This is a genomic window from Bosea beijingensis (assembly GCF_030758975.1).
Taxonomy (GTDB): Bacteria; Pseudomonadota; Alphaproteobacteria; order Rhizobiales; family Beijerinckiaceae; genus Allobosea; species Allobosea beijingensis.
The window spans coordinates 1,822,804-1,845,441 of sequence record NZ_CP132359.1; the positions used below are offsets into that span (position 1 = coordinate 1,822,804).

A 22,638-nucleotide genomic window follows, 5' to 3' on the forward strand; every position below is an offset into this window, starting at 1 on the left:
AGGGTTCGCGCATGTCGAACCCTCCTCACCTCCCGGACCGCCATGACCGCCGACACCGCTCCACCTGGGACTGGCCGCTGACGGCATGGGCGAGCCTGCTTCCCCTCCATCTCGACGCGACGGTGAACTGGCATCGCCGGCCGGACAGGCGTCCTGGGACGACATCCGGATCTTCAACGCCATCGCCGTCGGCGGGTCGATGGCCGTGGCGGCGGCGCAGCTAGGCCTCAGCGAAGCGACCATCGCCCGCCGGCTCAAGGCTTTCGAGACCGAGCTCGGCCTGCAACTCTTCATGCGCGAGGCCAACCGGCTCGTGCCGACTTCCATAGGCATGGAGCTGGCGACAGAGGCCGCCCTCGTCGAGGCGGCCGCCAAACGCTTCGCGATCCGTGCCGATGCAGCCCGCCCGCAGGCCGATGCCCCCGTCCGCATCACAGCCACAACCTCGATCAGCCTGCTCCTGACCATGAATGCGACCGCGATCTCGCAGGCTGCCGGCGGAGTCGAGATCGTCATCATCAGCACGCGCAACCGACTCGACCTGACCCGCGGCGAGGCCGATATCGCGTTGCGCATGACCAGGGTCCCGGGTGAGCCCGGCCACTACGCCCAGAAGGTCGGGCGCCTGATGCAGGCGCTCTATGTCCGTCGCGACGTCGATCCCGCGACCGCGCCGATCATCTCGGTCAATCGCGAAACCTCCTCGCGGATCGACGACTACATCATGGCCTATGCGGCAGGACGGCCGATCGCCGCGCGCGTCGGCGATTCCGCTGCCCGCTACGAAAGCATCCGTTCGGCCGGGGCGCTGTCGATGGCGCCCTGCTTCATGGGCGATGCCGATCCGGGCCTGCGCCGCCTCCAGTCCCCGCCCGAGGCGACAGGCGATGACATCTTCCTGGTCTCGCACGAGGTCTCGCGCCGCAGGCCCGGCGTCGCCGCCGTGCTCGCCGCCCTGCGCAAACTGTTCAAGGAACGCCAGGCTCTCCTGGCAGGCCGGGCCGTCGAGCAGACCGGCGATCGTTAAAGTCGTCGGTAATCCCGCAAGACTTGGCTAACCATCCTTTTACTGCTGTGGGCGCATGCTGCCGCAAAGCTCGTGATGTCACGGGCCGTGGAGAGTGCGCCATGCGCCTGATCGAGATGTTCTGGAAGAACAATCGCGGCACCATCGCCGCCGACATCGCCAAGGCCGGCGCGGCCGTCGCCTTCCTGTCGGTGATCGCCGCGAACTTCCTGTCGAGCCAGACCGCCCCGCTCGACAAGGACCGCATGGCCGCGGTCAGCCTCGCCGCCTCGCAGCGCCAGTTGGTCGATCCGATGGTCACCGGCTCGATCGGCCAGACGGCGAACGCGACCAAGCTCGATCCTTGCGCCCTGCCGCGCTGATCAGAACCACCTTGTCATTCCGGGGCTTCGCGTAGCGAAGAACCCGGAACCCACGACGGGGTGAGACCTCAAATAGCTGATTCCAGACCCCTCGCCCGGTCGTGGCTTCCGGGTTCGCGCCTGCGACGCGCCCCGGAATGACAATCGTATCAGCCAAGCCAGCGCAGCAATTCCGCCGTCACCGCTTCGGGCGCTTCGAGCGTTGAGAGATGCCCGCAATTGGGCACGACCACGAGCCGCGCGACGCCGCCGGCGAGACCGGCCATTTCCTGCGCCTCCGCGACGGGGGTTATCTCGTCTTCCTGCCCGACCAGCACCAGCACCGGGATCGGCAGCCCCTTCAGAACCGGCCGTGAATCCGGTCGCTTCATGATCGCCTTCTGCTGGCGCACGAAACCATCCGCTCCAACCTCGTCCGCCATACGTCGTACCAGCAGGCGCAAGGGCTCGTCGGTCAGGCGTGCCGGCGCGACCAGCTTCTGCCAGAGCAGCGTGGTGACGTTGTCGAAGGCGCCCTTCTCCGCCAGCGCGATCATCTGCTCGCGCGGCACATTGGTCTCGGGCGTCGCCGGCTTGGCGCTGGTATCGAGCAGCGCGAGCCGCGTCACGCGCTCCGGCGCCTGCCGCAATATCTCGAACGCGACATAGCCGCCCATCGACAGGCCGCACAGCGCGAAACGCGGCGGAGCGGCGGCCAGCAGGCGTTTCGCGATGGCTGACAGCGTGTCGTCGCGGGCGTGATCGGCGACCAGGATCAGGCGTCCATCGGCAAGTGTTGGCCATTGCGGAGCATAGAGTTCGGCATTGCAACTGAGGCCGGGAACGAGAACGAGCGGCTCCTTCATGAGGTAATAACGGTCCTTCCAGGGCTAGATGATTGACTTTGCCGCGTTTTCTTTGCATTCCACACGGGTCCGAAGGCGCGCAGGAACTGTCGTCGCGCCAACGTGGTGGTTGAGCAGGTCATCCCGCCGCGTTTCACCGACCCAGAAGAAGCAGCATACGCGATGTCATTTGCCGAACTCGGCTTGAGCGAAAAGGTTCTGACGGCCGTCACGGCTGCAGGCTATAGCACGCCGACCCCCATCCAGGCCCAGGCCATTCCGCATGTCCTCGCCCGCAAGGACGTTCTGGGCATCGCCCAGACCGGCACGGGCAAGACCGCGGCCTTCACGCTGCCGATGCTGACCATCCTGGAAACCGGCCGCGCCCGGGCCCGGATGCCGCGCACGCTGATCCTGGAGCCGACGCGCGAACTCGCGGCGCAGGTCGAGGAGAACTTCGTCCGCTACGGCGTCAACCAGAAGCTCTCGGTCGCGCTGCTGATCGGCGGCGTCTCCTTCGGCGACCAGGATGCCAAGATCACTCGCGGCGTCGACGTGCTGATCGCGACGCCCGGCCGCCTGCTCGACCATGTCGAGCGCGGCAAGCTGCTCCTCACCGGCGTCGAGCTCCTCGTCATCGACGAGGCCGACCGCATGCTCGACATGGGCTTCATCCCGGATATCGAGCGCATCTGCAAGCTCGTGCCCTTCACCCGGCAGACGCTGTTCTTCACCGCGACGATGCCGCCGGAAATCACCCGCATCTCCGAGCAGTTCCTCCATAATCCGGTTCGCGTCGAAGTCTCCCGTCCTGCGACGGCAGCCGCGACCATCACCCAGCGCCTGATCGCCTCGAACGCCCAGGATTTCGAGAAGCGCGAGACGCTGCGCAAGCTGATCAAGGGCGCGACGGATCTCCAGAACGCCATCGTCTTCTGCAACCGCAAGCGTGATGTCGCGACGCTGCACAAATCGCTGCTGCGTCATGGCTTCCCGGCTGTCGCTCTCCATGGCGACATGGACCAGTATGCCCGCATGGCGGCGCTGGAATCCTTCCGCACCGGCGAGAACCCGATCCTCGTCGCCTCGGACGTCGCGGCGCGCGGCCTCGATATCCCGGCCGTCAGCCATGTCTTCAATTTCGACGTGCCGACCCATGCCGAGGACTATGTCCACCGCATCGGCCGCACCGGCCGCGCCGGCCGCCTCGGCACCGCCTTCACCATCGTCACGCGCCATGACGACAAGCTCGTCTCGGCCGTCGAGAAATTGACCGGCCAGGCCATCGCCTTCGAAGGCCCCGGCCTCGACGCCCTGCCTCCGGGCGAGCCGCGCGACGAGCGTCGCGGCGGCCGCCGCGACGACAAGCGCTCCTCCTCGCGCGGCGGCCGCGGCCGGCCCGAGCGAGGCGCGCGCGCAGAGTCCGGTGCCTCGCGGCCGGATGCCGACGAGAATGTCGCCGACACGCAGCGCAAGCCGCGCCGTGTGCCGATCCGGCCGGATTCCGAGACGGCTGCGCCCGCGCCTGCCGCGCGGAACCAGGACGCCCCCCGCCGCGGGCGCGGCTCGCATGGCCGCGACGATGATGACGGTCCGCAGGTGAAGGGGCTGGGCGATCACGTCCCGGCCTTCCTGCTCCGCCCGGCACGCGTCGGATAACGTTACGGCATCAACCCGTTTTTAACATCATCGCTCTAGATTTCGTTTCGTCGTGACGGGCTGACTGTCGCGGCGGACGGGCGCATGCCGCCGTAGATACGGACAGGATGTCCCGCTTCGATTGTGTCAATCGAAGCTGTCGTGGCCGAAGGCCGCGAACCGGCTTCATACCGGATGGCGAAGGCATGGACGACCTTGTTTCGGTTCCCGCCCGCACTGATGATCTCGCCGAGCGCGTCGTCGCGGCGATGCGAGAGCATGGCTCGCCGAGCTATCCCCGCGCCTTCGAGGTCTGGTACGCCCATCTCAGCGGCGAGATTCCGGCTGTCAGCGTCGCGATGAACGCGATCCTTGCCGGCAGCGACGGAAAGGTCTCCGCCGCCGATATCGACAGCCTTTACGAACGTTTCATCTCGACCGAGCGCTTCTCGCGCCAGGCCGAGCGTACCAGCCTTCAGGTGCTCGGCGAGATCGACGCCATGATGGGGCTGGTCGACAAGGCGCTAGGCTCCAGCGAGCTCTATCACGGCCGTCTCTGCGCCATGTCCGAGGACGTGCCGCCGTCGACGGACCGGCACAAGCTGCGCGAATGGGTCGAGGCGCTGGTGATGTCGACCCGCGAGGAAGTCACGCGCAAGGCGCAGCTCGAGGCGGAATTGCGCAACAGCTCCAACGAGATCCGCAACCTGCGCGAGGCGCTGGAATCGACCCGCGCCGAGGCCCTCACCGACCCGCTGACCGGTCTCGCCAATCGCCGTCATTTCGAGGAGATGCTGCAGAAGTCGATCGATCAGGCGACGCTGCGGCGCGAGCCCTTCGCGCTGGTCATGGCCGACATCGATTTCTTCAAACGCTTCAACGATGCGCATGGCCACCTGACCGGCGACCAGGTGCTGCGCCTTGTCGCGCGCACGATGAAAGACAAGTTCAAGGACAAGGCGATCATCACCCGCTTCGGCGGCGAGGAATTCGCCATCATCCTCCCGGAGGCCGACCTGATCGCCGGCAAGTTCGGCGCCGAGACGGTCCGTCAGGCGCTGCTGACCCGCGAATTGATCAAGCGCTCGACCAACGAAAATCTCGGCCGCATCACCATCTCGCTTGGCGTTTCCAGCTACCGCCGCGGCGATACGGCCGGTTCCCTGGTCGACCGGGCCGATCAGGCCCTGATGCAGGCCAAGCGCGACGGCCGCAACCGCACCGTCACCGAGGATGTCGTGGAGACGGCGAGCCGCGTGGCTTGAACTTGCGCACGGCTGCCCGCTCGCTGGCCTCCCGTGCGAGCGACACCCATTTGGCGCGAGCCTCGGTGTCGTCCTGCGCGCTTTCCGGGAAGCTCCAGTAGCTGGTCTCGCGTACAGCACCACGCATCGTGATCCGGAACGGCTCGCTGCCGGCCTCTGCAAACAGCGGCCGTGTCACATCATCCGTCTTCAGATAAACACGGCCAGCGGCTGACAGCCCGAACATGGCATCGCCGTCATAAATGCCGATTCCGCCAAACATGCGGCGCGTACGTACGGCCAGAACCGGTGCGAAGAAGGCTTCGAGCTCCCCCGCCTGCATGGCTCAGGGCGCCGTCAGCGCGCTCTCGTTGCGCGGCTTGATCTCGACGGATTCGCCGCAGCCGCAGGCCGAGACCTGATTGGGATTGTTGAAGACGAAGGTCGAGGAGAACCGGTCCGTCTTGAAGTCGAGCTCGGTGCCGAGCAAAAACAGCACGGCCTTGGCATCGACCACCACCGTCGCGTCCTTGTCGGTCACCACCTCGTCGCCCTTGCTGAGCGCGCGCGCAATCTCGAATGTATACTCCATGCCGGCGCAGCCGCCCTTCTTGACGCCAACCCGAAGGCCGAGCGCCGGGGCGTCCCCACCGGAGGACTGCGCCATGATCTCGCGGATGCGGGCCGCCGCGGCGTCGGTCAGCGAAATGACCTTGAGGCCCGGTATCGAAAACATCGGTTTCCCTCCTCGACCGGGTTCAAGGCCCGGTGAAGCAAGATTGTTCCCGGTAACATAGGGATCGACAGGGCTTTCGTCGAGATGCCGCCGGCATACCATGCGCCCGCGATCCGCCCCCTGCCCGCCCTAAGCATTGCGGAACGGCCCCGCTCATGCACTCTGGCGCTTGAGAACCCCGAGGCTTTAAGACCTCTTCCAACAAGACCTCTCCCAAACGGCAGGAAACCCATGGCGCATCGTCTGCATCGCCCCGAATCGCTGCACGCTCTCGTCCGCGACATGCTCGTGAAGGCCGGCTGGACCGAGGACGAGGCGCAAGAGACCGCCGAGCATCTCGTGCTCGCCAATCTCAGCGGCCACGATAGTCACGGTGTCGGCGCGGTGCCGCTGTACTTCCAGTCATTGAAGGACGGTCATCTCGATCCTCGGGCGCGCCCGGAAACGCGCGTGGATACTGCGCCCTTCCTGATCATCGACGGCAATGTGGCGCTCGGCCAACCCAGCGCTCGTAACGCGGTCGACCGGGCCATCACGATGGCGCAGGCCGGCGGCGTCGCCATCCTCAACCTGCTCGATTCCCATCATATCGGCCGCATCGGCCATTATGCAGAGATTGCCGCCGAGGCCGGGCTGATTTCGTTCTTCTGGGTCAATGTCGCCGGCCGGCCGCCGATCGTCGCGCCCTATGCGGCAAAGGAAGCCCGCTTCGGTACCAATCCCCATGCGATCGGCATCCCCATCCCTGGTGGCGATCCGCTCGTCCTCGACTTCGCTACCAGCCGCATGGCCCATGGCAAGGCTCGCGTTGCGCTCAACAAGGGCGAACAGGTGCCGCCGGGCTATATCATCGACGGAGAAGGCCGCCCGACCACCGACCCGACCCATGTCTTCGCCAGCCCCGACCACCCGTTGGGTGCGCTGCTGCCCTTCGGCGATCACAAGGGGGCCGGCCTCGCGCTGATCGCGGAATTGCTGTCGGCCGGCTTGATGGGCGGCGCCCGGATCGACCAGAAGCCGCAGAAGAGCTGGATCATCAACTCGCTCTTCGGCGTGCTCATCGACCCCGCCCGGCTGGAGCCGGACGCCGAGCTGCGCCGCAGCCGCACCGAGAGCTATCTCGCCTTCGTCCGGGCCGCCAAGCCGATGGACCCTGACAATCCGGTGCTGGCGCCCGGCGACAAGGAGCGCAAGGTCAGGATCGAGCGGCAGGCGGCTGGTATTCCGCTCGACGACGAGACCTGGTCGCAGATCGTCGCAGCCGCCAAGCGGCACGGCATCGACGCCGAGAGCTACTGAGCTCCATGTCGCCCGCGGGATACAACACCTTCTGCGCCTCGCTGCCCGCCACCACCCATGTCGTGCAATGGGGTGGCGCCGACGTCTGGAAGGTCGGCGGCAAGGTCTTCGCCATCGGCCGGCAGCAGGAAGACGGCGAGATGGCCGTGTCCTTCAAATGCTCGCCGATGGCCTTCGACATCCTCGGCGAGCAGCCCGGTCTCAGGCCCGCGCCCTATCTCGCCTCGCGCGGCATGAAATGGATCCAGTGGCTCACCGGCGAGAGCATGCCGGATGATGCCTTGCAGGATTACCTTGCCGAGAGTCACCGCCTCGTCGCCACCGGGCTGACGAAGCGGGGGCGGGCAGAGCTGGGGCTATAGCAGCGCTTCGCCGCGGAACATCTGGGCGCAGGAGCCGCCGACCGTCGCGCGGATGCCGTCCTCGCCGCGCCGCGCGGTCAGATGCAGCAGGCTGGGCCGGCCCATCTCGACGCCTTGCGTCAGCGTGAAGCTCGCGTCCTGCTTGTCACCGAGCGAGAGCAGCAGGGCCGCAACCGTGGCGCTGGCGCTGCCGGTCGCCGGATCCTCCCAGGTGCCGCTGATCGGCGCGAACATCCGGGCGCGGATATCGCTGGCGCCGTCCCGCGCATAGAGAAACAGTGAGAAACGTCCCTCCAGCCCCGGCGTGCTGTCGCGCACGGCCCGGAAACGGCTCAGGTCCGGCGTGGCGCGCGACAACGCTTCCAGTGTGACCTCGGCGAGAACGAAGAAGACGCCGACCGAGGCTCGCACCGGCCGGTGGTTCGTCACCAAGATATCGGAGGGGGAAAGGCCGGCGCAGGCCGCAATCGCGTCGGCAGGCAACTCGATGCTCTTTGTCAGGGCCTGCGGAGCGGCAATCGTCGCACCGATAACCGTGCCGGCGGCATCGCGCGCGACCTTGACCTCGACCAGTCCGGCGATCTCCTCGAAGCGCAGGACTCCGCCGCGGTCGCGGCCATGGCGGGCGAGCACGAAGGCAGTGCCGACATTGGGGTGACCGGCGAAAGGCATCTCATGGCTTCGCGTGAAGATCCGGACACGCGCGTCATTGGCCGGGTCGTCCGGCGGCAGGACGAAGGTCGTCTCGCTATAGTTCATCTCGGCCGCGAGCGACTGCATCTGTGCGTCCGAGAGCCCGCGCGCATCGGTGAAGACGGCGAGCTGGTTGCCGCCGAAGGGGCGGTCGGTGAAGACGTCGACGGTCTCGTAGGGAAAGTTGGACATGGCAAGGCTCCGGCAACGGATGACGCGCCTATTCCTGCCAGCCGGGCGGGCTCAGCACCAATGAAGCGATGAGATGCGATCCATCACTGGGATCGCAGTCACTCACCACATGTCGAGCGCGACGCGGGCCTCGTCGGACATCCGCGACTGATCCCAGGGCGGGTCGAAGGTCATGTTGACGGTGACGCCGGCGACGCCCGGCACGGCGCCGACCGCATTCTCGACCCAGCCCGGCATCTCGCCGGCCACCGGGCAGCCCGGCGCGGTCAGCGTCATGTCGATCGTGATCTGCCGGTCGTCGGCGATGTCGACGCGGTAGATCAGGCCGAGCTCGTAGATGTCGGAGGGGATCTCGGGATCGTAGACCGTCTTGAGGGCGGCCACGATATCGTCGGTCAGCCGGTCGATCTCTTCCGGCGGCAGCGCGGTGCCCGTGCCCATGGCAGGGGCGTTCGGCTTGATGTCTTCGGCGACGCTGTCGGTCATCTCTTCAAATCCCGGTCAGGCGAACAGGCTCTCGGCCTTCCGCAGGGCATCGACCAGCTTGTCCACCTCTTCGAGCGTGTTGTAGAGCCCGAAGGAAGCGCGGCAGGTCGATGTAACCCCATATCGTGCCAAAAGCGGCATGGCGCAATGGGTACCGGCGCGCACTGCGACACCGGCACGGTCGATCACGGTCGCGACGTCATGGGCATGGGCACCCTTCATCTCGAAGGCGACGATCGCGCCCTTCTCCCGCGCTTTGCCGAAGATGCGGATCGAGTTCATCTCGCCGAGCCGCTCCATCGCATAGGCGCCGAGCTTGGCCTCGTGGGCCGCGATGTTCTCGCGGCCCAGCGCCATCATGTAGTCGAGCGCGGCGCCCAGGCCCACCGCTTCGACGATCGCCGGCGTGCCGGATTCGAAGCGGTGCGGCGGGTCGTTATAGGTCACACTGTCTTCGCTGACGGTGACGATCATCTCGCCGCCACCCTCGTAAGGCGGCAGCTTGTCGAGCCATTCCTTCTTGCCCCAGAGAATGCCGGAGCCGGTCGGCCCATAGGTCTTGTGGCCGGTGAAGGCGTAGAAATCGCAGCCCAGCGCCTGCACGTCGACCGGCAGATGCACGGCGCCCTGGCTGCCATCGACCACCAGTGGAACACCATAGGAGCGGCAGATCGCGGCGACCTCGGCGATGGGGATGATCGTGCCGATCGCGTTCGACATCTGGGTCAGCGACACCACCTTGGTGCGCGGCGTGATCAGCTTCTCGAATTCCTCGACAAGGAAATTGCCGTCCTCGTCGATCGGCGCCCATTTGATCACGGCGCCATGGCGCTCGCGCCAGTAGTGCCAGGGCACGATGTTGGAATGGTGCTCCAGGATCGAGAGAATGATCTCGTCGCCTTCCTGGATCTTCAGGTAACGCCCGAGCGAGGACGCTACCGTGTTGAGCGCACCGGTGGAGGAGCGCGTGAACACGATCTCCTCCAGATGCGCGGCATTCAGAAAGCGGCGCGCACTTTCACGAGCCGCCTCATAGGCTTCCGTCGACGCGTTGGCGAGATAGTGCAGGCCGCGATGGACATTGGCATAGTCCTCCCGCATCAGCCGCGTCATCGCCTCGATCACCGCTTCCGGCTTCTGGGCCGAGGCGGCGTTGTCGAGATAGACCAGCGGCTTGCCATAGACTTCCCGGCTCAGGATCGCGAAATCCTTGCGGATCGCCTGGACGTCGTAGGGCTTCGCCAGCGCGTTCATCGGTTCAGGCCTTTCCGGACGTGACTGGCGCCTTGTCGGCGACGAGTTCGCCGCCATGGCCCCAATCCTCGCGCTCGATCTCCTGGATCACGATATGGGTGTTCTGCGGGTTCTTGCCGAGCACCTTGACCAGCGTCTCCGTGAACTCCTTCACGATCTGCGCCTTCTGCTGGCGCGAGGCGCCCTTGGTGATCTGGAGATTGATGTAGGGCATCAGACGGTGCTCACCTCGGAAGCGGCCTCGCGGGCCTTCAGCCACGACTCGACTTCGCCGATCACGAGATCGCGCACATCCTCATCGGCGATGAACTCGACCGCCTCGCCGGCGAAGGCCTGCAGCACCAGTGCCTCGGCCTGCGGACGCGGCAGGCCGCGCGCCATCAGGTAGAAGAGCTGATCGCCGTCGATCTGCGCCACCGTCGCGCCATGGCCGCAGACCACGTCGTCGGCGAAAATCTCCAGCTCGGGCTTGTTGTACATCGAGGCGCCGTCGTTGAGCAGCAGCGCGTTGCTCTTCATGCCGCCATCGGTCTTCTGCGCATATTTCCGCACGATGACCTTGCCCTGGAACACGCCCGTCGCCTCGCCGCCCGCGATCGTCTTGAACAGCTCGCGGCTGGTGCCGTGCGGCACCTCATGGTCGACGATCAGCGTGACGTCGGAATGCTGCGCCTTGTTGATCAGGTTGACGCCGCGCAGGCCGATCTCGGTGTGCTCGCCCGCATAGCGGACGAAATGCTGCTGGCGCACCGTGCCGGCATTGCAGATCAGCGCGAAGGAATCGAACTTCGCGTGAGCGCCGACCGTCGCGAGCAGGCTCTGCACCTCGACCGTCGCCGCCTGCTGGCGGGTGACGATGCGGACATGCTGGATCTCGCTCTCGTCGCCGGCCTCGAAGACGATGGCGCCGTTGATCTGCTGCGCGGCGCTACCGGCCGCCTCGCTGACCTCGACGATCGTGCCCTTGGTGCCATTGCCGGCGAGCACGACCGAGCGATGGAACACCGCCCGCTCTTCCTCGCCGGAAGCCAGCGAGACGATCACGATCCTTTCGCCGAGTTCGACGCCCTCGGCGATCTCGATAAAGACGCCGTCGCGCATCAGCGCGGTGTTGAGCGCGAGGCCCATGTCGTCATGGCCGACCGAGGGACCGGCAAGGATGCGGGTCAGGTCCTCGCGCGGCGACACCAGCGCCTCGGCGAGCGACTGCACCGAAACGCCCTCGGGGATCGCGTCGAGCGTCGAGAGTTCCGGCGCAAAGATGCCATCGACCAGCACGAGGCGCAGGCCGTCGAGCTTCAGCGCCGCAAGGCGAGCCTTGACCGCCGCCGTGACGGCAGTGCCACCAGCGAGCGGGCGCGCCTCGCGCATCAGCGTGCGCAGGTCGGTATAGCGCCAGGATTCGAGCCGGCGATGCGGCAGGCCCTTGGCCTCGAAACCGGCGAAGGCGTCTTCGCGCAGCTTGCGCACGGCCGGGCCGCCCGGCAGCTCGGCCTTGCTGTCGGCATATTGCTGGACGAGCTGCTGTTCGGCAGCCGTCTTCAGCGGGGTGACGATGGCCATCAGGCGGCCTCCCCATAGGCCGCGTAGCCCGACTTCTCGAGCTCGAGCGCCAGCTCCTTGCCGCCGGTCTTCACGATCCGGCCCTTCGACATGACGTGGACGGTGTCCGGCACGATATGGTCGAGCAGGCGCTGATAGTGGGTGATGACGAGGAAGCCGCGGTTCTTGTCACGCAGCGCGTTGACGCCCTCGGCGACGATCCGCAGCGCATCGATGTCGAGGCCCGAATCGGTCTCGTCGAGGATGCACATGGACGGCGAAAGCAGAGCCATCTGAAGGATTTCCATGCGCTTCTTCTCACCACCGGAGAAGCCGACATTGAGCGGCCGGCGCAGCATGTCCTTGGCGATGCCGAGCTTGTCGGCGGCAGCGTTGACCTGCTTGATGAAGTCCGGGGTCAGGAGCTCGTCCTGTCCGCGCGCCTTGCGCTGCGCGTTCATCGCGGCCTTCAGGAAGGTCATGGTGGCGACGCCGGGGATCTCCAGCGGGTACTGGAAGGCGAGGAAGATGCCGGCGGCGGCGCGGGCATCGGCCTCCATCTCCAGCACGTTCTCGCCATTGAGCAGGATCTCGCCGTCGAGGACCTCATAGTCCTCCTTGCCGGCGATGACATAGCTCAGCGTCGACTTGCCGGAACCGTTCGGCCCCATGATGGCGGCGACCTCGCCGTCGTTCACGGTGAGGTTCAGGCCGTTGAGGATCTGCTTGTCCTCGTCGGCGATCTTGACGACTAGGTTGCGAATTTCGAGCATTTTAACCACCTGGTGGATGAAGTTCGTGCCATTTTTTTTCGATTTCAGCCGGCGTTAAGCCGGCCTCAAGCCAAAGATTTTTGAACGCTTCATGTTCACGCGCGGCGCAAACTATGGCTCCAAGCAAACAGCCCAGAGTCAGTGCAATCGCCAGCGTCACTCCATAAGCGCTTCCGAACTCGGCTTGAACGTAAGCAGCCAGCGCTCCGAAGCCCAAGACCCCACAGAGCCACAATCCCGCCCGTCTGTGAGCGGTTGCGTGGTCGGCCTTGAGCTTTTCGAGCTTGCTCACCCCACGGAGCCTTCGAGCGAGATCGTGATCAGCTTCTGCGCCTCGACAGCGAATTCCATCGGAAGCTGCTGCAGCACCTCCTTGACGAAGCCGTTGACGATCAGCGCCACCGCCTCCTCCTCGGAGAGGCCGCGCTGCTGGCAGTAGAACATCTGGTCCTCGCCGATCTTCGACGTCGTCGCCTCGTGCTCGAAGATCGCGGTCGCGGTCTTGGCCTCGATATAGGGGATGGTGTGCGCGCCGCACTGGTCGCCGATCAGCAGCGAGTCGCAATTGGTGAAGTTGCGCGCGCCGGTCGCCTTGCGATGGGCCGAGACGATGCCGCGATAGGTCGAGTCCGACTTGCCGGCCGCGATGCCCTTGGCGATGATCTTCGAGGTCGTGTTCTTGCCGAGATGCAGCATCTTGGTGCCGCTATCGACCTGCTGCATGCCGTTCGACACCGCGATCGAGTAGAACTCGCCGCGCGAGCCGTCGCCGCGCAGGATGCAGGACGGATACTTCCAGGTGATCGCCGAACCGGTCTCGACCTGCGTCCACGAGATCTTCGAGTTCTTGCCGCGGCAGTCGCCGCGCTTGGTCACGAAGTTGTAGATGCCGCCCTTGCCCTCGGCATCGCCGGGGAACCAGTTCTGCACGGTCGAGTACTTGATCTCGGCATCGTCGAGCGCGATCAGCTCGACCACCGCGGCGTGGAGCTGGTTCTCGTCGCGCTTCGGCGCCGTGCAGCCTTCGAGATAGCTGACATAGGCACCCTCGTCGGCGATGATCAGGGTGCGCTCGAACTGGCCGGTATTCTGCTCGTTGATGCGGAAATAGGTCGACAGCTCCATCGGGCAGCGCACGCCCTTGGGAATGTAGACGAAGGAACCGTCTGTGAAGACCGCGCTGTTCAGCGTCGCGAAATAGTTGTCCGTGACCGGAACGACGGTCGCGAGATACTTCTTCACCAGTTCGGGATGCTCCTGGATGGCCTCCGAGATCGAGCAGAAGATCACGCCGGCCGCAGCCAGCTCCTTCTTGAAGGTCGTGACCACCGAGACCGAGTCGAACACAGCATCGACCGCGACGCGGTTCTCAGGAGCAACGCCAGCCAGGATTTCCTGCTCGCGCAGGGGGATACCAAGCTTCTTGTAGGTCTCGAGAATGGCCGGATCGACCTCGTCGAGCGACTGCGGCGAGGCGCCCTTCTTCGGCGCGGCGTAATAGTACAGGTCCTGGTAGTCGATCGGCGGATAATTGACGCGCGACCAGGTCGGCTCGGTCATGGTCTTCCAGCGGCGGAAGGCGTCGAGCCGCCATTCCAGCATCCATTCCGGCTCGTTCTTGCGCGCCGAGATATAGCGGACCGTGTCCTCGGTGAGGCCCTTGGCCGGCTTCTCGACCTCCAGCTCCGTGACGAAGCCGTATTTGTACTCGGTCACGTCGATCGACTTGACCTGATCGATGGTCTCCTGGACCGCTGCCATTTCTCAGTCTCCAGTGCGGGTTCAAGGCCCGCCGGTTTGGTCTTCGTGTTGCGGGGCGCTTCAGGCGGCAGCCTTGGCGCTCCGATCGGATTGCGCAGCCACGAGCTTTTCGTAGGCTGCGAGAAAGAGGTCGATATCCGCCTCGGAGGTGGTCCATCCGAGCGAGGCCCGCAAGGCCCCTGCGCTCATGGCGGGGTCGATTTTCATCGCATCGAGCACATGCGAGCGCTTGACCTTGCCCGAAGAGCAGGCCGAGCCGGACGAGAGCGCCGCACCGGCGAGATCGAGCTTGATCAGCACGGTCTCGGCCTTGAGGCCCGGCGTCGCGAAAGCGCTGGTATTGGGCAGGCGCGGCGCGGCCTGAGCGAAGATCACCGTCTCAGGCGACAGCGCCGCAAGCCCCGCCTCCAGGCGATCGCGCAGGCCGGCAAGCCGGCCGGCTTCCTCGGCCAGAACTTTGCCTGCAATCTCGGCCGCAGCACCGAAGCCGATGATTCCCGGCAGGTTTTCGGTTCCGGCGCGCCAGCCGCGCTCCTGACCGCCGCCGCGCATCGGCTTGTCGGAGAGTTCGAGCGCGCCGGTCCGGAAGACGATCGCTCCGATGCCCTTCGGCCCGCCGATCTTGTGGGCAGAAAGCGTCAGCACATCGACGCCGAGCGCGGCGATATCGATGGCGATCTTGCCGGCCGCCTGCACGGCGTCGCTGTGCATGAGGCCGCCATGGCGATGCGCGATCGCGGCCGCCTCGGCGATCGGCTGGATGACCCCGGTCTCGTTATTGGCGAGATGGATCGAGACCAACGCCCGCGCGCCGGGCTTCTCGGCGACGAAGCGCGCCAGTCGCGCATCCAGCCAGGCGAGATCGACCAGCCCATTCTCGTCAACGGGAATTGCCTCGACGGAGGCAGCCGGGAAACGATGCCCATCACGCACGCAGGCGTGCTCGGTCGCGCTGTGCAACAGAAGTGTCGCACGCGTCCGTACGCAGTCGCGGCCGCCATCGCAATCCATCAGTCCGGGCGAGAGCACCGCGACATTCGCCTCGGTGCCCCCACTTGTGAAGACGACGTTAGAGGCCTTGGCGCCGACGAGCTTCGCGACCTGCTCGCGCGCCCGCTCCATGGCGGCGCGCGCGGCGCGCCCTTCGCCATGAACGGAGGACGGGTTGCCCGGCAGCGTCAGCGCATGCGCGATCGCTTCCACCACCTCCGGCCGCACCGGGGTCGTGGCATTATGGTCGAGATAGGCGCGTTCGGCCGTCACGATCCTGCCTGCTCCATCCTCGTTCTTGGCGCACGTCGATACGAAATGCTTGAAATCGCACCTGTGCGCCGTGCTATAGCCGCCCATCCGAACCGGCCGGAAGGGTCGAAACGCGGTTCGCTCGGGCGATCCACCGTTTTGTTCTCGACTTGTTCACGGCTGTTAGAACTATTCTAAGCGCCCTTCATCTAGGGCGCGCATGGTGGCGCCGTCAAGGGTGGCCGGGTTTCGAGCGGGCATTCGCCCGCTTTCTGCCCGCCCGCGCCGGCACTGCCGCAAGAAGCGGTGAGACGATGCCAGAGGTTATCTTCAACGGGCCGGCAGGCCGGATCGAGGGTCGCTACCAGCCCGCGAAGAAGCGCGGTGCGCCACTTGCGATCATCCTGCACCCGCACCCGCAATTTGGCGGGACGATGAACAACCAGATCGTCTACAACCTGTTCTATACCTTCGTGAACCGCGGCTTCTCTGCACTGCGCTTCAATTTCCGCGGCGTCGGCCGCAGCCAGGGCCATTTCGACCATGGCGCGGGCGAGCTTTCGGACGCTGCCGCAGCGCTGGACTGGATGCAGGCGCTGAACCCCGAGGCCAAGAGCTGCTGGATCTCCGGCGTCTCCTTCGGCGCCTGGATCGGCATGCAGCTCCTGATGCGCCGCCCGGAGATCGAGGGCTTCCTCTCGATCGCAGCCATGGCCAACCGCTACGACTTCTCGTTCCTGGCGCCCTGCCCGTCCTCCGGCCTGTTCGTCCATGGCTCCGAGGATCGCGTCGCCCCGGTCAAGGAGGTGATGGCGGTGATCGAGAAGGTGAAGACCCAGAAGGGCATCCAGATCGAGCATACGGTCGTGGACGGCGCCAACCACTTCTTCGACGGCAAGGTCGATGTGCTGATGAGCCAGGTCGGCGCCTATCTCGACGCCAAGGTCGGCCCCGAGATCCTCAAGACCGAGCAGGAACAGGCCTGAACCTGCCTGCTCAAGGAGACGGGTGGGTCAGCCCCCGGCTCGATGCCATGACGGGCAGCGTCATCTGCGCTGCCCGCGCCTCCGCCAGGATCCAGTCGCGGAACAGCCTGATCTTGCGCTCGCGCTGGCGCTCCGTCGGGTAGACGATCCAATAGGCCCATTCGTCCCGGACCGCGTGCTCGACCGCATAGACGAGCCGCCCGGCGGCGATGTCGTAGGCGAAGAGCTCCGGCACCGCCATCGCGACGCCATGGCCGCGCATCGCGGCCTGCACGCTCATCGCCTGCATTTCCAGCGACATCGTCCGCCCGCCCGGCCGGGGCATGTCGAGGCCGAGATCGGCGAACCAGTCCTTCCACGCCCCCTCTTCTGCGCTGAGCATCGGCGCCCGCAACAAATCCGCCGGCTCACGCAATTGCAATCGCTCGCGCAGGTCCGGCGAGCACAGCGGCGCATAGTGGCAATCGAACAGCTTCTCCGCCGTGACGCCCGGCCATGAACCCGGCCCATAGCGCACCGCCAGATCGACGGCCTCGGTGGTGAAGTCGACCAGATGCTGCGAGGTCCGGACGCGAACCGCGAATTGCGGGTTCTCCATCTGGAACTGCGCCAGTCGCGGCGACAGCCAGGTGATCGCCATCGTCTGCAATGACGAGATCGTCAGGACCGTCTGGTTCTCCTCGCAGATATCACGGAAGACCGTCCCGATATCGGCGAGCGCCTTGCTCACAGGGCCGGCCAAGCGCTGGCCGATCGCCGTCAGCACCACCTGGCGCGGCTGGCGCAGGAAGAGCGGCGCTCCGACGCGATCCTCCAGCAAACGGATCTGATAGCTCACGGCCGCCTGCGTCATGCCGAGCTCCTCGGCGGCGCGGGTGAAGTTCTGGTGACGTGCGGCGGCCTCGAAGACGCGGACCGCGGCAAGGGGCGGAAGCTTGGGCGGCGGCGGATGCGAGGGCATGCCGAAGCATAAGCCCTGTTTATGACAGGTGACAATCTTCCGCTTTGTCGCCGCGCCCCGTCTGGCTCAGATTCATCCTCACAAAGCGGGCGGTAGCGCCCGCCTCCAAGAGGATACCACCATGACCTGCGCCTCCCACGCGGCGCCGTTGGAGACATCCGGCGGCTCGTCCCTTCTGCACGGCCTGATCGCTCTCTGGCAGCGCCACCTGGCCACTGAACGCACTCAGCACCATCTCGCGACGCTGGATGAACGCGCGCTCTGCGATCTCGGGCTTGTTCGCGACATCGTCGAGCCGCCGCGCCCGCGTGACACCGCCGATATCTGGCTTGGCCGTATTCCCGGCTGAGGCCGGCAGCGCCTTTGCCGCAAAAGCGATTTCCACTTTTCGGCCCGATGCTCTAGACGACGGCACAACGACCTCCATCAGATCGCAAGCCGCCATGACCACCTACAAGTCCGATTTCCTGCGCGTTCTCGACGAGCGCGGCCTCATCCATCAGGTCTCCGATGCGGAGGGCCTCGATGCTCTGTGCCGGCAGGGAACCCAGACGGCCTATGTCGGCTATGACGCGACCGCGACGAGCATCCATATCGGCAACCTGATCTCGTTGACGATGCTCTACTGGTTCCAGGAGACCGGCCATCGCCCGATCACGCTGATGGGCGGCGGCACCTCCATGGTCGGCGATCCCTCGTTCCGCGACGACCAGCGCAAGCTGCTGACCGTCGAGGAGATCGCGACCAATATCGAGAGCATCAAGCGGGTCTTCGGCCGCATCCTGCGCTACGGCGACGGGCCGACCGACGCGATGATGGCCAACAACGCCGATTGGCTGCTGAAGCTGAACTATGTCGAGTTCCTGCGCGATGTCGGCCGGCATTTCTCGGTCAACCGCATGCTCTCCTTCGATTCGGTGAAGCTGAGGCTCGACCGCGAACAGTCGCTGTCCTTCCTCGAATTCAACTACATGATCATGCAGGGCTACGACTTCACGGAGCTCAACCGCCGCTATGGCTGCCGCCTGCAGATGGGCGGCTCCGACCAGTGGGGCAACATCATCAACGGCGTCGACCTCTCGCACCGGATGGGCGGCCCGCAGCTCTACTGCCTGACGACCCCGCTGCTGACGACCTCGTCCGGCGCCAAGATGGGCAAGACCGCCAACGGCGCGGTCTGGCTCAATGCCGATGTCTTCAGCCCCTATGATTTCTGGCAGTATTTCCGCAACACCGAGGACGCCGATGTCGGCCGCTTCCTCAAGGTGTTCACGCGCCTGCCGCTGGACGAGATCGCCCGGCTCGCCGCGCTCGGCGGAGCGGAACTGAACGAGGCGAAGAAGATCCTCGCCACCGAGATCACCGCGATCGTGCATGGCCGCGAGGCAGCCGAGGCGGCAGCCGAAACGGCACGCAAGACCTTCGAGGAAGGCGGTCTTGCCGCCGACCTGCCGAGCGTCGCGATCGCGCGGGCCGAGATCGAGCCGGGCATCGGCGTGCTCACCGCTTTCGTGAAGGCAGGGCTCGTACCCTCGACCGGCGAGGCGCGTCGTCAGGTCAAGGCCGGGGGCCTGCGTGTCAACGATGCGGTCGTGACGGACGAGCGCGCCGCGCTCGGCCTCGGCGATCTCACGTCGGAAGGCGTGATCAAGCTCTCCTTCGGCAAGAAGAAGCATATCCTGCTGCGGCCGGAGTAAGGGCGCAGCGACAGCGCTGTCGCCGTCCCGTATCTGCGGCGCATCGCTGCGCGCTGCACCGCGCACGGGATGACAGTCGCCCTTCCAATGACAGGCGGCCAGCTCAGCGCGGCGGCGTCTGCCGCGGCCTTTGCGCCGGCGCGCCGCCGAGCGGATCGACGAAGCGGCGCAGGATGCCGGGCGCCAGTGCCGATAGCGGGTTGATCGACATGGTCGGCGCGCTCGCCGCGCCCGAGATCCGGAAATTCACCGCGAAGAGCCCGCCATACTGGCTGCCGCCGCCGAGCAGTGCGCCGACCACCGGCACCTGCGCGAAGGCGTTGTTGAAGGCGTAGCCCGGCACGAAAGTGCCGCCGATATCGACGCGGTCGCGGCCGTAATCGACGTGGCCCTGCAAGGTGAAGCCGATCTGCTGGCCCCAGATCACCATCTCGGAGACGTCGAGCCGGCTGGCGGAGCGCGTGAACTCCGCCTTGAGCTTGGTAAAAGCCACCTCGCTCACATCGATGCGCGGCTCGGCCGTGCCCTCGCCGGTAAAGGCGCTCGCGGGCTGCGAGGCGACCACGCGGCGCAGTGCGGGTTCGTCCCGGACCATGAAATTGCGGAACAGCAGCTCGCCGCCCTGCGTCTCGCCCGATCCCAATGTCAGCACGAGATCGCCGCCATGGGCCTTGTTGTAGAGGTCGAGGAAGCGCAGCAGCGACCCGCCATTTTCCGACTGCACGATCAGCTTCCCGCCCTCGCCCGGGCGGCCCTGCCGGGCCGAGACATCGGCCTTGCCGATCCGCCCCTGGAAATTGGCCGAGCGGATCTCGCCGCCGCGCTTGGCGAATTTCAGCGTGCCGCTGGTGATCGCCTCATTGTTGAAACCGGTCAGGATCGGCACGTCGAGATCGACGTCGTAGTCCCCGCCCTTGGCTCCGGCCTTGTCGCCCTTGCCCGATGATCCCGGACTCTGCAGGTCCTTGATGAAGGGGCGCAGGTCTGCGACCGCGCCGCGCACCGTCAGCTTGACGACATTGCCGTCCCGCTTCGCGTCGATCTTCAGGTTGTCGCCGGGCGAAAGGCGCACCTGCGAGAAGCTCGCGCTGTCCAGCCCGTTCTGCTTGTTCAACTCGATCCGCCCCTTGATCAGAGTGGAGCCGGCCTCCAGCGAGAAATCCTCGAGATCGGGCCCTTCGGGATCGGCGACATAGGCGAAGCTGACCTTGCCGGGCCGCCCGGACGGCTTGTTCAAGCCCGGCACGACGCCGTCGAGGGCAACCTTGGCGAGGTCGACCTCGACGCGGGGCGGCTGTTCCACGCCCTTGCCGAGCGGCTTGACCACCCTCACCGGCAATGTCCCGGAAATGCCCGTATCGGCGCCGAAGCCGCGGCGCTGCCGCGCGGCCGCATCGAGCGCGAGCTGCAGGATCGCCTCGCCTTGCCCCTTGCCGCTCTGCTTGAGCTCGACCTGCGCCTTGTCGCCGCCGACCCGCGCATCGCCGCGCAACGACAGACCCTTTCCATCGACATTGACGGCAAAGGTGCCGGCTTCGAGCTTCTCCGTGCCCAGCAGCGTGTCGGAGGCGACATTCGCAAGCGTACCCGTGCCGGTGACCGCGACCTCGTCCGGCTTCAGGTCATCGGCGAGCGGCAGGGTGATGCCGACCTTCAGGTCGCTCGTGCCCTTGATCGCCGCCGGATCGAGCTTGCCGGGCGTGAAATCCTTCAGGGACGGGAAGGCGAACAGCGCCGCCAGGGCATCCATCGAACCGAGCGCGCGGAAGCCGATCCGGGCCTGCGCGCGGTGCTGGTGATAGTCGGGCATGGCAAAGCTGCCATCGCTCAACTGGAGCTGGCGGCCGCCGCCGAGCTCGGCCGTGGCCTTGCCGATGGCGAGCTGAACGGTGCGTCCGCCGACGCGCCCGGTCACGGTCGCATCGGTCAGCGGCGGAAGCCCGGGGTCGGGAAGGTAACGGACCCGGTCGGCGTCGATCATCACCGACAGCGAGGAATCGGGCATGCCCTCGCCCTTGACCAGGCGGGCGTGATCCTCCGGCGCCAGGTCGAGATCGACCGAGAGCGATTTGAGGCGCCCGGCCGCGAGTTGGCGCCGCAGCGTGCCGTGCACCTCTGGCGAGGTGAACCCGGGCCAGATCGCCAGCAGGGCGCGGGCATCGGAATTCGTTGCCTTGACGGCGAAACGCTGCAGCGGCGAGTTGTTCACGCGCTGGACCAGGGCCGTCATGTCGACGGAGGCCAGCGGCCCACGCAGCGAAACCGCATCGATGGTCACGGCATTATTCGCCGGATCGAGCCGGAGTCCGGCCTTCAGACTGTCGATCTGGACCGGCGGATCGGCATCGATCCCGGCAAGCTGGCCTTTGGCGTCGAGCGCGATGCGCCAGCCGCCATTGTCCTCGCGGAGCGAGCCCGTCGCCGCGAACTGCGTGGCTCCGGCCTTGATCTCGCTGCGCACGATATTGAGCTCGGACAGATCGGCGCCGCTCGCGACCTCGAGATCGGCGGAATCCACCGCGAACGACGAGACCGGGCTTTCCGGAAAACGCAGCGTGCCGGAACGCACGCCGATCTTGGCCGTGATGGACTTCTTGCCGTCCGGGGATTGCCTCAGGGTCGCGCGCCCCTGCATCGGCAGGCCTTCGATCAGAACACCGGCCGTGCCGAAGGCAAGCGCGACCGCCTCCGCCGGCTCGAAGCGGATGATGTCGATATCGGCGCGCTGAGTCCCATCGGTCTCTGACGAGAGATCGACAGCCAATTCCTTCCACCGCTGGCCGGTTCGCCCCTTCATCGTCATCCGCGTGCCGCGATCGGCGATTCGGGTCAGCTTGATCTCGACATCCTCCAGCCCGGCCTTCTGGCGCCCGTCGGGATCGACGAGCGAAAGCCTCGCGCCGTTCATGCCGGCTTCCTCGAGCGCACCGAGGAGGCCGTCGCCGCGCGCCAGCGTCGAGATCGCCCCCATGATGCCGGTGAAGGCGTTCCACTGTGCCGCGTCCGGCACGCTGGGCTGCGGCGGCGCTTCGGCCGGCGCGGAATCGGCATTGACGACCAGCGCACCGTCCTTGGTGACGCCGAGGCGGACATTGACGCCGCGCAGATCGACCGAGACGAGTTTGATATCGCCGGTCAGCAGCGCCATCGGCGCATAGCCGAGCACGGCTTCGGGCGCCCGGATCACGGCGCCGCTGACATGCTGGAAAGCGACCTGCCGCACCCGGAGTTGGGAACGCCCGTCGATGCGGCCGAGCTCGGCCGCGGCGGCTGTCACCTTCCAGTCGGGACCGAGCCGCTCCTCGATGGCGGCGGCGATGCGCCCTTCGAAGCCTGATAGCGGAACGATGCCGGTGACGAGAAGCGTCGCCGCCGCGCCCGCCAGGATCACGAGGGCGACCGTCACGGCGATACAAATGAAAGCGAGCCCGGCCTTGGCCCGCCGCTTCACCGTCTCGCCATCGCAAGCTTCACCGGCAGGCAGGACATCGTCTCGCCCCTTAGCCGCAGCCTTTGCTTCCTGGTCCGCCAAAATCCGCGTGGTCCTCTTCGGTGCCTG

23 protein-coding genes are annotated in these 22,638 nt (G+C 66.2%); 9 read left to right on the forward strand and 14 right to left on the reverse strand.

Annotated elements, in window-relative coordinates:
* Positions 1-85 precede the first annotated feature (85 nt).
* Entirely contained in the window at positions 86-1,027 is a 942-nt protein-coding gene (locus Q9235_RS08850; protein ID WP_306226456.1) for a LysR family transcriptional regulator, read from the forward strand.
* A gap of 101 nt (positions 1,028-1,128) precedes the next feature.
* A complete protein-coding gene (locus tag Q9235_RS08855; protein ID WP_306226457.1) occupies positions 1,129-1,389 on the forward strand; it encodes a hypothetical protein in 261 nt (86 codons plus the stop codon).
* 149 nt (positions 1,390-1,538) lie between these two features.
* Here Q9235_RS08855 and Q9235_RS08860 read toward each other — a convergent pair whose 3' ends face one another.
* Entirely contained in the window at positions 1,539-2,234 is a 696-nt protein-coding gene (locus Q9235_RS08860; protein WP_306226458.1) for an alpha/beta fold hydrolase, read from the reverse strand.
* Between the two features lie 162 nt (positions 2,235-2,396).
* Here Q9235_RS08860 and Q9235_RS08865 point away from each other — a divergent pair, with 162 nt between their 5' ends.
* Both Q9235_RS08865 and Q9235_RS08870 read left to right on the forward strand, forming a co-directional pair.
* Complete coding sequence (locus Q9235_RS08865) at positions 2,397-3,872, forward strand: DEAD/DEAH box helicase (RefSeq protein ID WP_306226459.1); 1,476 nt, start codon at positions 2,397-2,399, stop codon at positions 3,870-3,872.
* A gap of 185 nt (positions 3,873-4,057) precedes the next feature.
* Positions 4,058-5,116, forward strand: coding sequence for a GGDEF domain-containing protein (locus tag Q9235_RS08870; RefSeq protein WP_306226460.1), 1,059 nt, complete (start codon positions 4,058-4,060; stop codon positions 5,114-5,116).
* Here Q9235_RS08870 and Q9235_RS08875 read toward each other — a convergent pair.
* Both Q9235_RS08875 and Q9235_RS08880 read right to left on the reverse strand, forming a co-directional pair.
* Positions 5,076-5,438 carry a TfoX/Sxy family protein gene (locus tag Q9235_RS08875; protein ID WP_306226461.1) on the reverse strand — a complete coding sequence of 121 codons (363 nt, stop codon included), beginning with the start codon at positions 5,436-5,438 and terminating at the stop codon, positions 5,076-5,078. The genes Q9235_RS08870 and Q9235_RS08875 overlap by 41 nt on opposite strands.
* A gap of 3 nt (positions 5,439-5,441) precedes the next feature.
* On the reverse strand, positions 5,442-5,831 hold the full coding sequence (locus Q9235_RS08880) for a HesB/IscA family protein (protein ID WP_306226462.1): 390 nt from the start codon (positions 5,829-5,831) through the stop codon (positions 5,442-5,444).
* Positions 5,832-6,062: 231 nt separating this feature from the next.
* On the opposite strand from Q9235_RS08880, the gene Q9235_RS08885 reads away from it, so the two are divergent.
* A complete protein-coding gene (locus Q9235_RS08885; protein WP_306226463.1) occupies positions 6,063-7,130 on the forward strand; it encodes a malate/lactate/ureidoglycolate dehydrogenase in 1,068 nt (355 codons plus the stop codon).
* Between the two features lie 5 nt (positions 7,131-7,135).
* On the forward strand, positions 7,136-7,492 hold the full coding sequence (locus Q9235_RS08890; protein WP_306226464.1) for an MmcQ/YjbR family DNA-binding protein: 357 nt from the start codon (positions 7,136-7,138) through the stop codon (positions 7,490-7,492).
* Here the strand turns inward: Q9235_RS08890 and Q9235_RS08895 are convergent.
* The 9 genes from Q9235_RS08895 to Q9235_RS08935 all read right to left on the reverse strand — a co-directional run bounded on the left by Q9235_RS08895 (position 7,487) and on the right by Q9235_RS08935 (position 15,459).
* Complete coding sequence (locus Q9235_RS08895) at positions 7,487-8,377, reverse strand: PhzF family phenazine biosynthesis protein (protein ID WP_306226466.1); 891 nt, start codon at positions 8,375-8,377, stop codon at positions 7,487-7,489. The genes Q9235_RS08890 and Q9235_RS08895 overlap by 6 nt on opposite strands.
* A gap of 102 nt (positions 8,378-8,479) precedes the next feature.
* The gene (locus tag Q9235_RS08900) at positions 8,480-8,863 is read right to left on the reverse strand and encodes an SUF system Fe-S cluster assembly protein (protein WP_257734816.1); all 384 of its coding nucleotides are present in this window, start codon (positions 8,861-8,863) and stop codon (positions 8,480-8,482) included.
* Between the two features lie 15 nt (positions 8,864-8,878).
* Positions 8,879-10,117, reverse strand: coding sequence for a cysteine desulfurase (locus Q9235_RS08905; protein WP_306226467.1), 1,239 nt, complete (start codon positions 10,115-10,117; stop codon positions 8,879-8,881).
* 4 nt (positions 10,118-10,121) lie between these two features.
* Positions 10,122-10,331, reverse strand: a complete 210-nt coding sequence (locus Q9235_RS08910) for a tautomerase family protein (RefSeq protein ID WP_306226468.1) — start codon at positions 10,329-10,331, stop codon at positions 10,122-10,124.
* A complete protein-coding gene (gene sufD / locus Q9235_RS08915) occupies positions 10,331-11,680 on the reverse strand; it encodes a Fe-S cluster assembly protein SufD (RefSeq protein ID WP_306226470.1) in 1,350 nt (449 codons plus the stop codon). The genes Q9235_RS08910 and sufD overlap by 1 nt, the downstream gene beginning before the upstream one ends.
* Positions 11,680-12,432, reverse strand: coding sequence for a Fe-S cluster assembly ATPase SufC (gene sufC / locus Q9235_RS08920; RefSeq protein WP_061967769.1), 753 nt, complete (start codon positions 12,430-12,432; stop codon positions 11,680-11,682). The genes sufD and sufC overlap by 1 nt, the downstream gene beginning before the upstream one ends.
* Position 12,433: 1 nt before the next feature.
* The gene (locus tag Q9235_RS08925) at positions 12,434-12,724 is read right to left on the reverse strand and encodes a hypothetical protein (protein WP_306226472.1); all 291 of its coding nucleotides are present in this window, start codon (positions 12,722-12,724) and stop codon (positions 12,434-12,436) included.
* Positions 12,721-14,193 (reverse strand): Fe-S cluster assembly protein SufB, encoded by a 1,473-nt coding sequence (sufB, locus tag Q9235_RS08930; protein ID WP_306226473.1) that lies wholly within the window; start codon positions 14,191-14,193, stop codon positions 12,721-12,723. The genes Q9235_RS08925 and sufB overlap by 4 nt, the downstream gene beginning before the upstream one ends.
* A 60-nt stretch (positions 14,194-14,253) precedes the next feature.
* The gene (locus tag Q9235_RS08935; RefSeq protein WP_306228174.1) at positions 14,254-15,459 is read right to left on the reverse strand and encodes a cysteine desulfurase family protein; all 1,206 of its coding nucleotides are present in this window, start codon (positions 15,457-15,459) and stop codon (positions 14,254-14,256) included.
* 290 nt (positions 15,460-15,749) lie between these two features.
* Between Q9235_RS08935 and Q9235_RS08940 the strand changes: the two genes are divergently transcribed.
* Positions 15,750-16,421 carry an alpha/beta hydrolase gene (locus Q9235_RS08940; RefSeq protein ID WP_047577045.1) on the forward strand — a complete coding sequence of 224 codons (672 nt, stop codon included), beginning with the start codon at positions 15,750-15,752 and terminating at the stop codon, positions 16,419-16,421.
* A gap of 10 nt (positions 16,422-16,431) precedes the next feature.
* Here Q9235_RS08940 and gcvA read toward each other — a convergent pair whose 3' ends face one another.
* Complete coding sequence (gene gcvA, locus Q9235_RS08945) at positions 16,432-17,382, reverse strand: transcriptional regulator GcvA (RefSeq protein WP_306226474.1); 951 nt, start codon at positions 17,380-17,382, stop codon at positions 16,432-16,434.
* Between the two features lie 121 nt (positions 17,383-17,503).
* On the opposite strand from gcvA, the gene Q9235_RS08950 reads away from it, so the two are divergent.
* Both Q9235_RS08950 and tyrS read left to right on the forward strand, forming a co-directional pair.
* A complete protein-coding gene (locus tag Q9235_RS08950) occupies positions 17,504-17,731 on the forward strand; it encodes a YjiS-like domain-containing protein (protein ID WP_306226475.1) in 228 nt (75 codons plus the stop codon).
* A gap of 94 nt (positions 17,732-17,825) precedes the next feature.
* Positions 17,826-19,079 (forward strand): tyrosine--tRNA ligase, encoded by a 1,254-nt coding sequence (gene tyrS / locus Q9235_RS08955; RefSeq protein ID WP_306226476.1) that lies wholly within the window; start codon positions 17,826-17,828, stop codon positions 19,077-19,079.
* Positions 19,080-19,182: 103 nt separating this feature from the next.
* Here the strand turns inward: tyrS and Q9235_RS08960 are convergent, their stop codons facing one another.
* Positions 19,183-22,611, reverse strand: coding sequence for a YhdP family protein (locus Q9235_RS08960; protein WP_306226477.1), 3,429 nt, complete (start codon positions 22,609-22,611; stop codon positions 19,183-19,185).
* Positions 22,612-22,638: the final 27 nt, after the last annotated feature.

Coding starts and splice junctions, on each gene's coding strand:
- Q9235_RS08875 (WP_306226461.1), bottom strand. CDS start 5,438: ATGCAGGCGGGGGAGCTCGAAGCCTTCTTCGCACCGGTTCTGGCCGTA.
- gcvA (WP_306226474.1), bottom strand. CDS start 17,382: ATGCCCTCGCATCCGCCGCCGCCCAAGCTTCCGCCCCTTGCCGCGGTC.
- Q9235_RS08850 (WP_306226456.1), top strand. CDS start 86: ATGGGCGAGCCTGCTTCCCCTCCATCTCGACGCGACGGTGAACTGGCA.
- Q9235_RS08855 (WP_306226457.1), top strand. CDS start 1,129: ATGCGCCTGATCGAGATGTTCTGGAAGAACAATCGCGGCACCATCGCC.
- Q9235_RS08900 (WP_257734816.1), bottom strand. CDS start 8,863: ATGACCGACAGCGTCGCCGAAGACATCAAGCCGAACGCCCCTGCCATG.
- Q9235_RS08940 (WP_047577045.1), top strand. CDS start 15,750: ATGCCAGAGGTTATCTTCAACGGGCCGGCAGGCCGGATCGAGGGTCGC.
- Q9235_RS08880 (WP_306226462.1), bottom strand. CDS start 5,831: ATGTTTTCGATACCGGGCCTCAAGGTCATTTCGCTGACCGACGCCGCG.
- tyrS (WP_306226476.1), top strand. CDS start 17,826: ATGACCACCTACAAGTCCGATTTCCTGCGCGTTCTCGACGAGCGCGGC.
- Q9235_RS08910 (WP_306226468.1), bottom strand. CDS start 10,331: ATGCCCTACATCAATCTCCAGATCACCAAGGGCGCCTCGCGCCAGCAG.
- sufB (WP_306226473.1), bottom strand. CDS start 14,193: ATGGCAGCGGTCCAGGAGACCATCGATCAGGTCAAGTCGATCGACGTG.
- Q9235_RS08865 (WP_306226459.1), top strand. CDS start 2,397: ATGTCATTTGCCGAACTCGGCTTGAGCGAAAAGGTTCTGACGGCCGTC.
- Q9235_RS08860 (WP_306226458.1), bottom strand. CDS start 2,234: ATGAAGGAGCCGCTCGTTCTCGTTCCCGGCCTCAGTTGCAATGCCGAA.
- Q9235_RS08870 (WP_306226460.1), top strand. CDS start 4,058: ATGGACGACCTTGTTTCGGTTCCCGCCCGCACTGATGATCTCGCCGAG.
- Q9235_RS08905 (WP_306226467.1), bottom strand. CDS start 10,117: ATGAACGCGCTGGCGAAGCCCTACGACGTCCAGGCGATCCGCAAGGAT.
- sufC (WP_061967769.1), bottom strand. CDS start 12,432: ATGCTCGAAATTCGCAACCTAGTCGTCAAGATCGCCGACGAGGACAAG.
- sufD (WP_306226470.1), bottom strand. CDS start 11,680: ATGGCCATCGTCACCCCGCTGAAGACGGCTGCCGAACAGCAGCTCGTC.
- Q9235_RS08890 (WP_306226464.1), top strand. CDS start 7,136: ATGTCGCCCGCGGGATACAACACCTTCTGCGCCTCGCTGCCCGCCACC.
- Q9235_RS08950 (WP_306226475.1), top strand. CDS start 17,504: ATGACCTGCGCCTCCCACGCGGCGCCGTTGGAGACATCCGGCGGCTCG.
- Q9235_RS08885 (WP_306226463.1), top strand. CDS start 6,063: ATGGCGCATCGTCTGCATCGCCCCGAATCGCTGCACGCTCTCGTCCGC.
- Q9235_RS08895 (WP_306226466.1), bottom strand. CDS start 8,377: ATGTCCAACTTTCCCTACGAGACCGTCGACGTCTTCACCGACCGCCCC.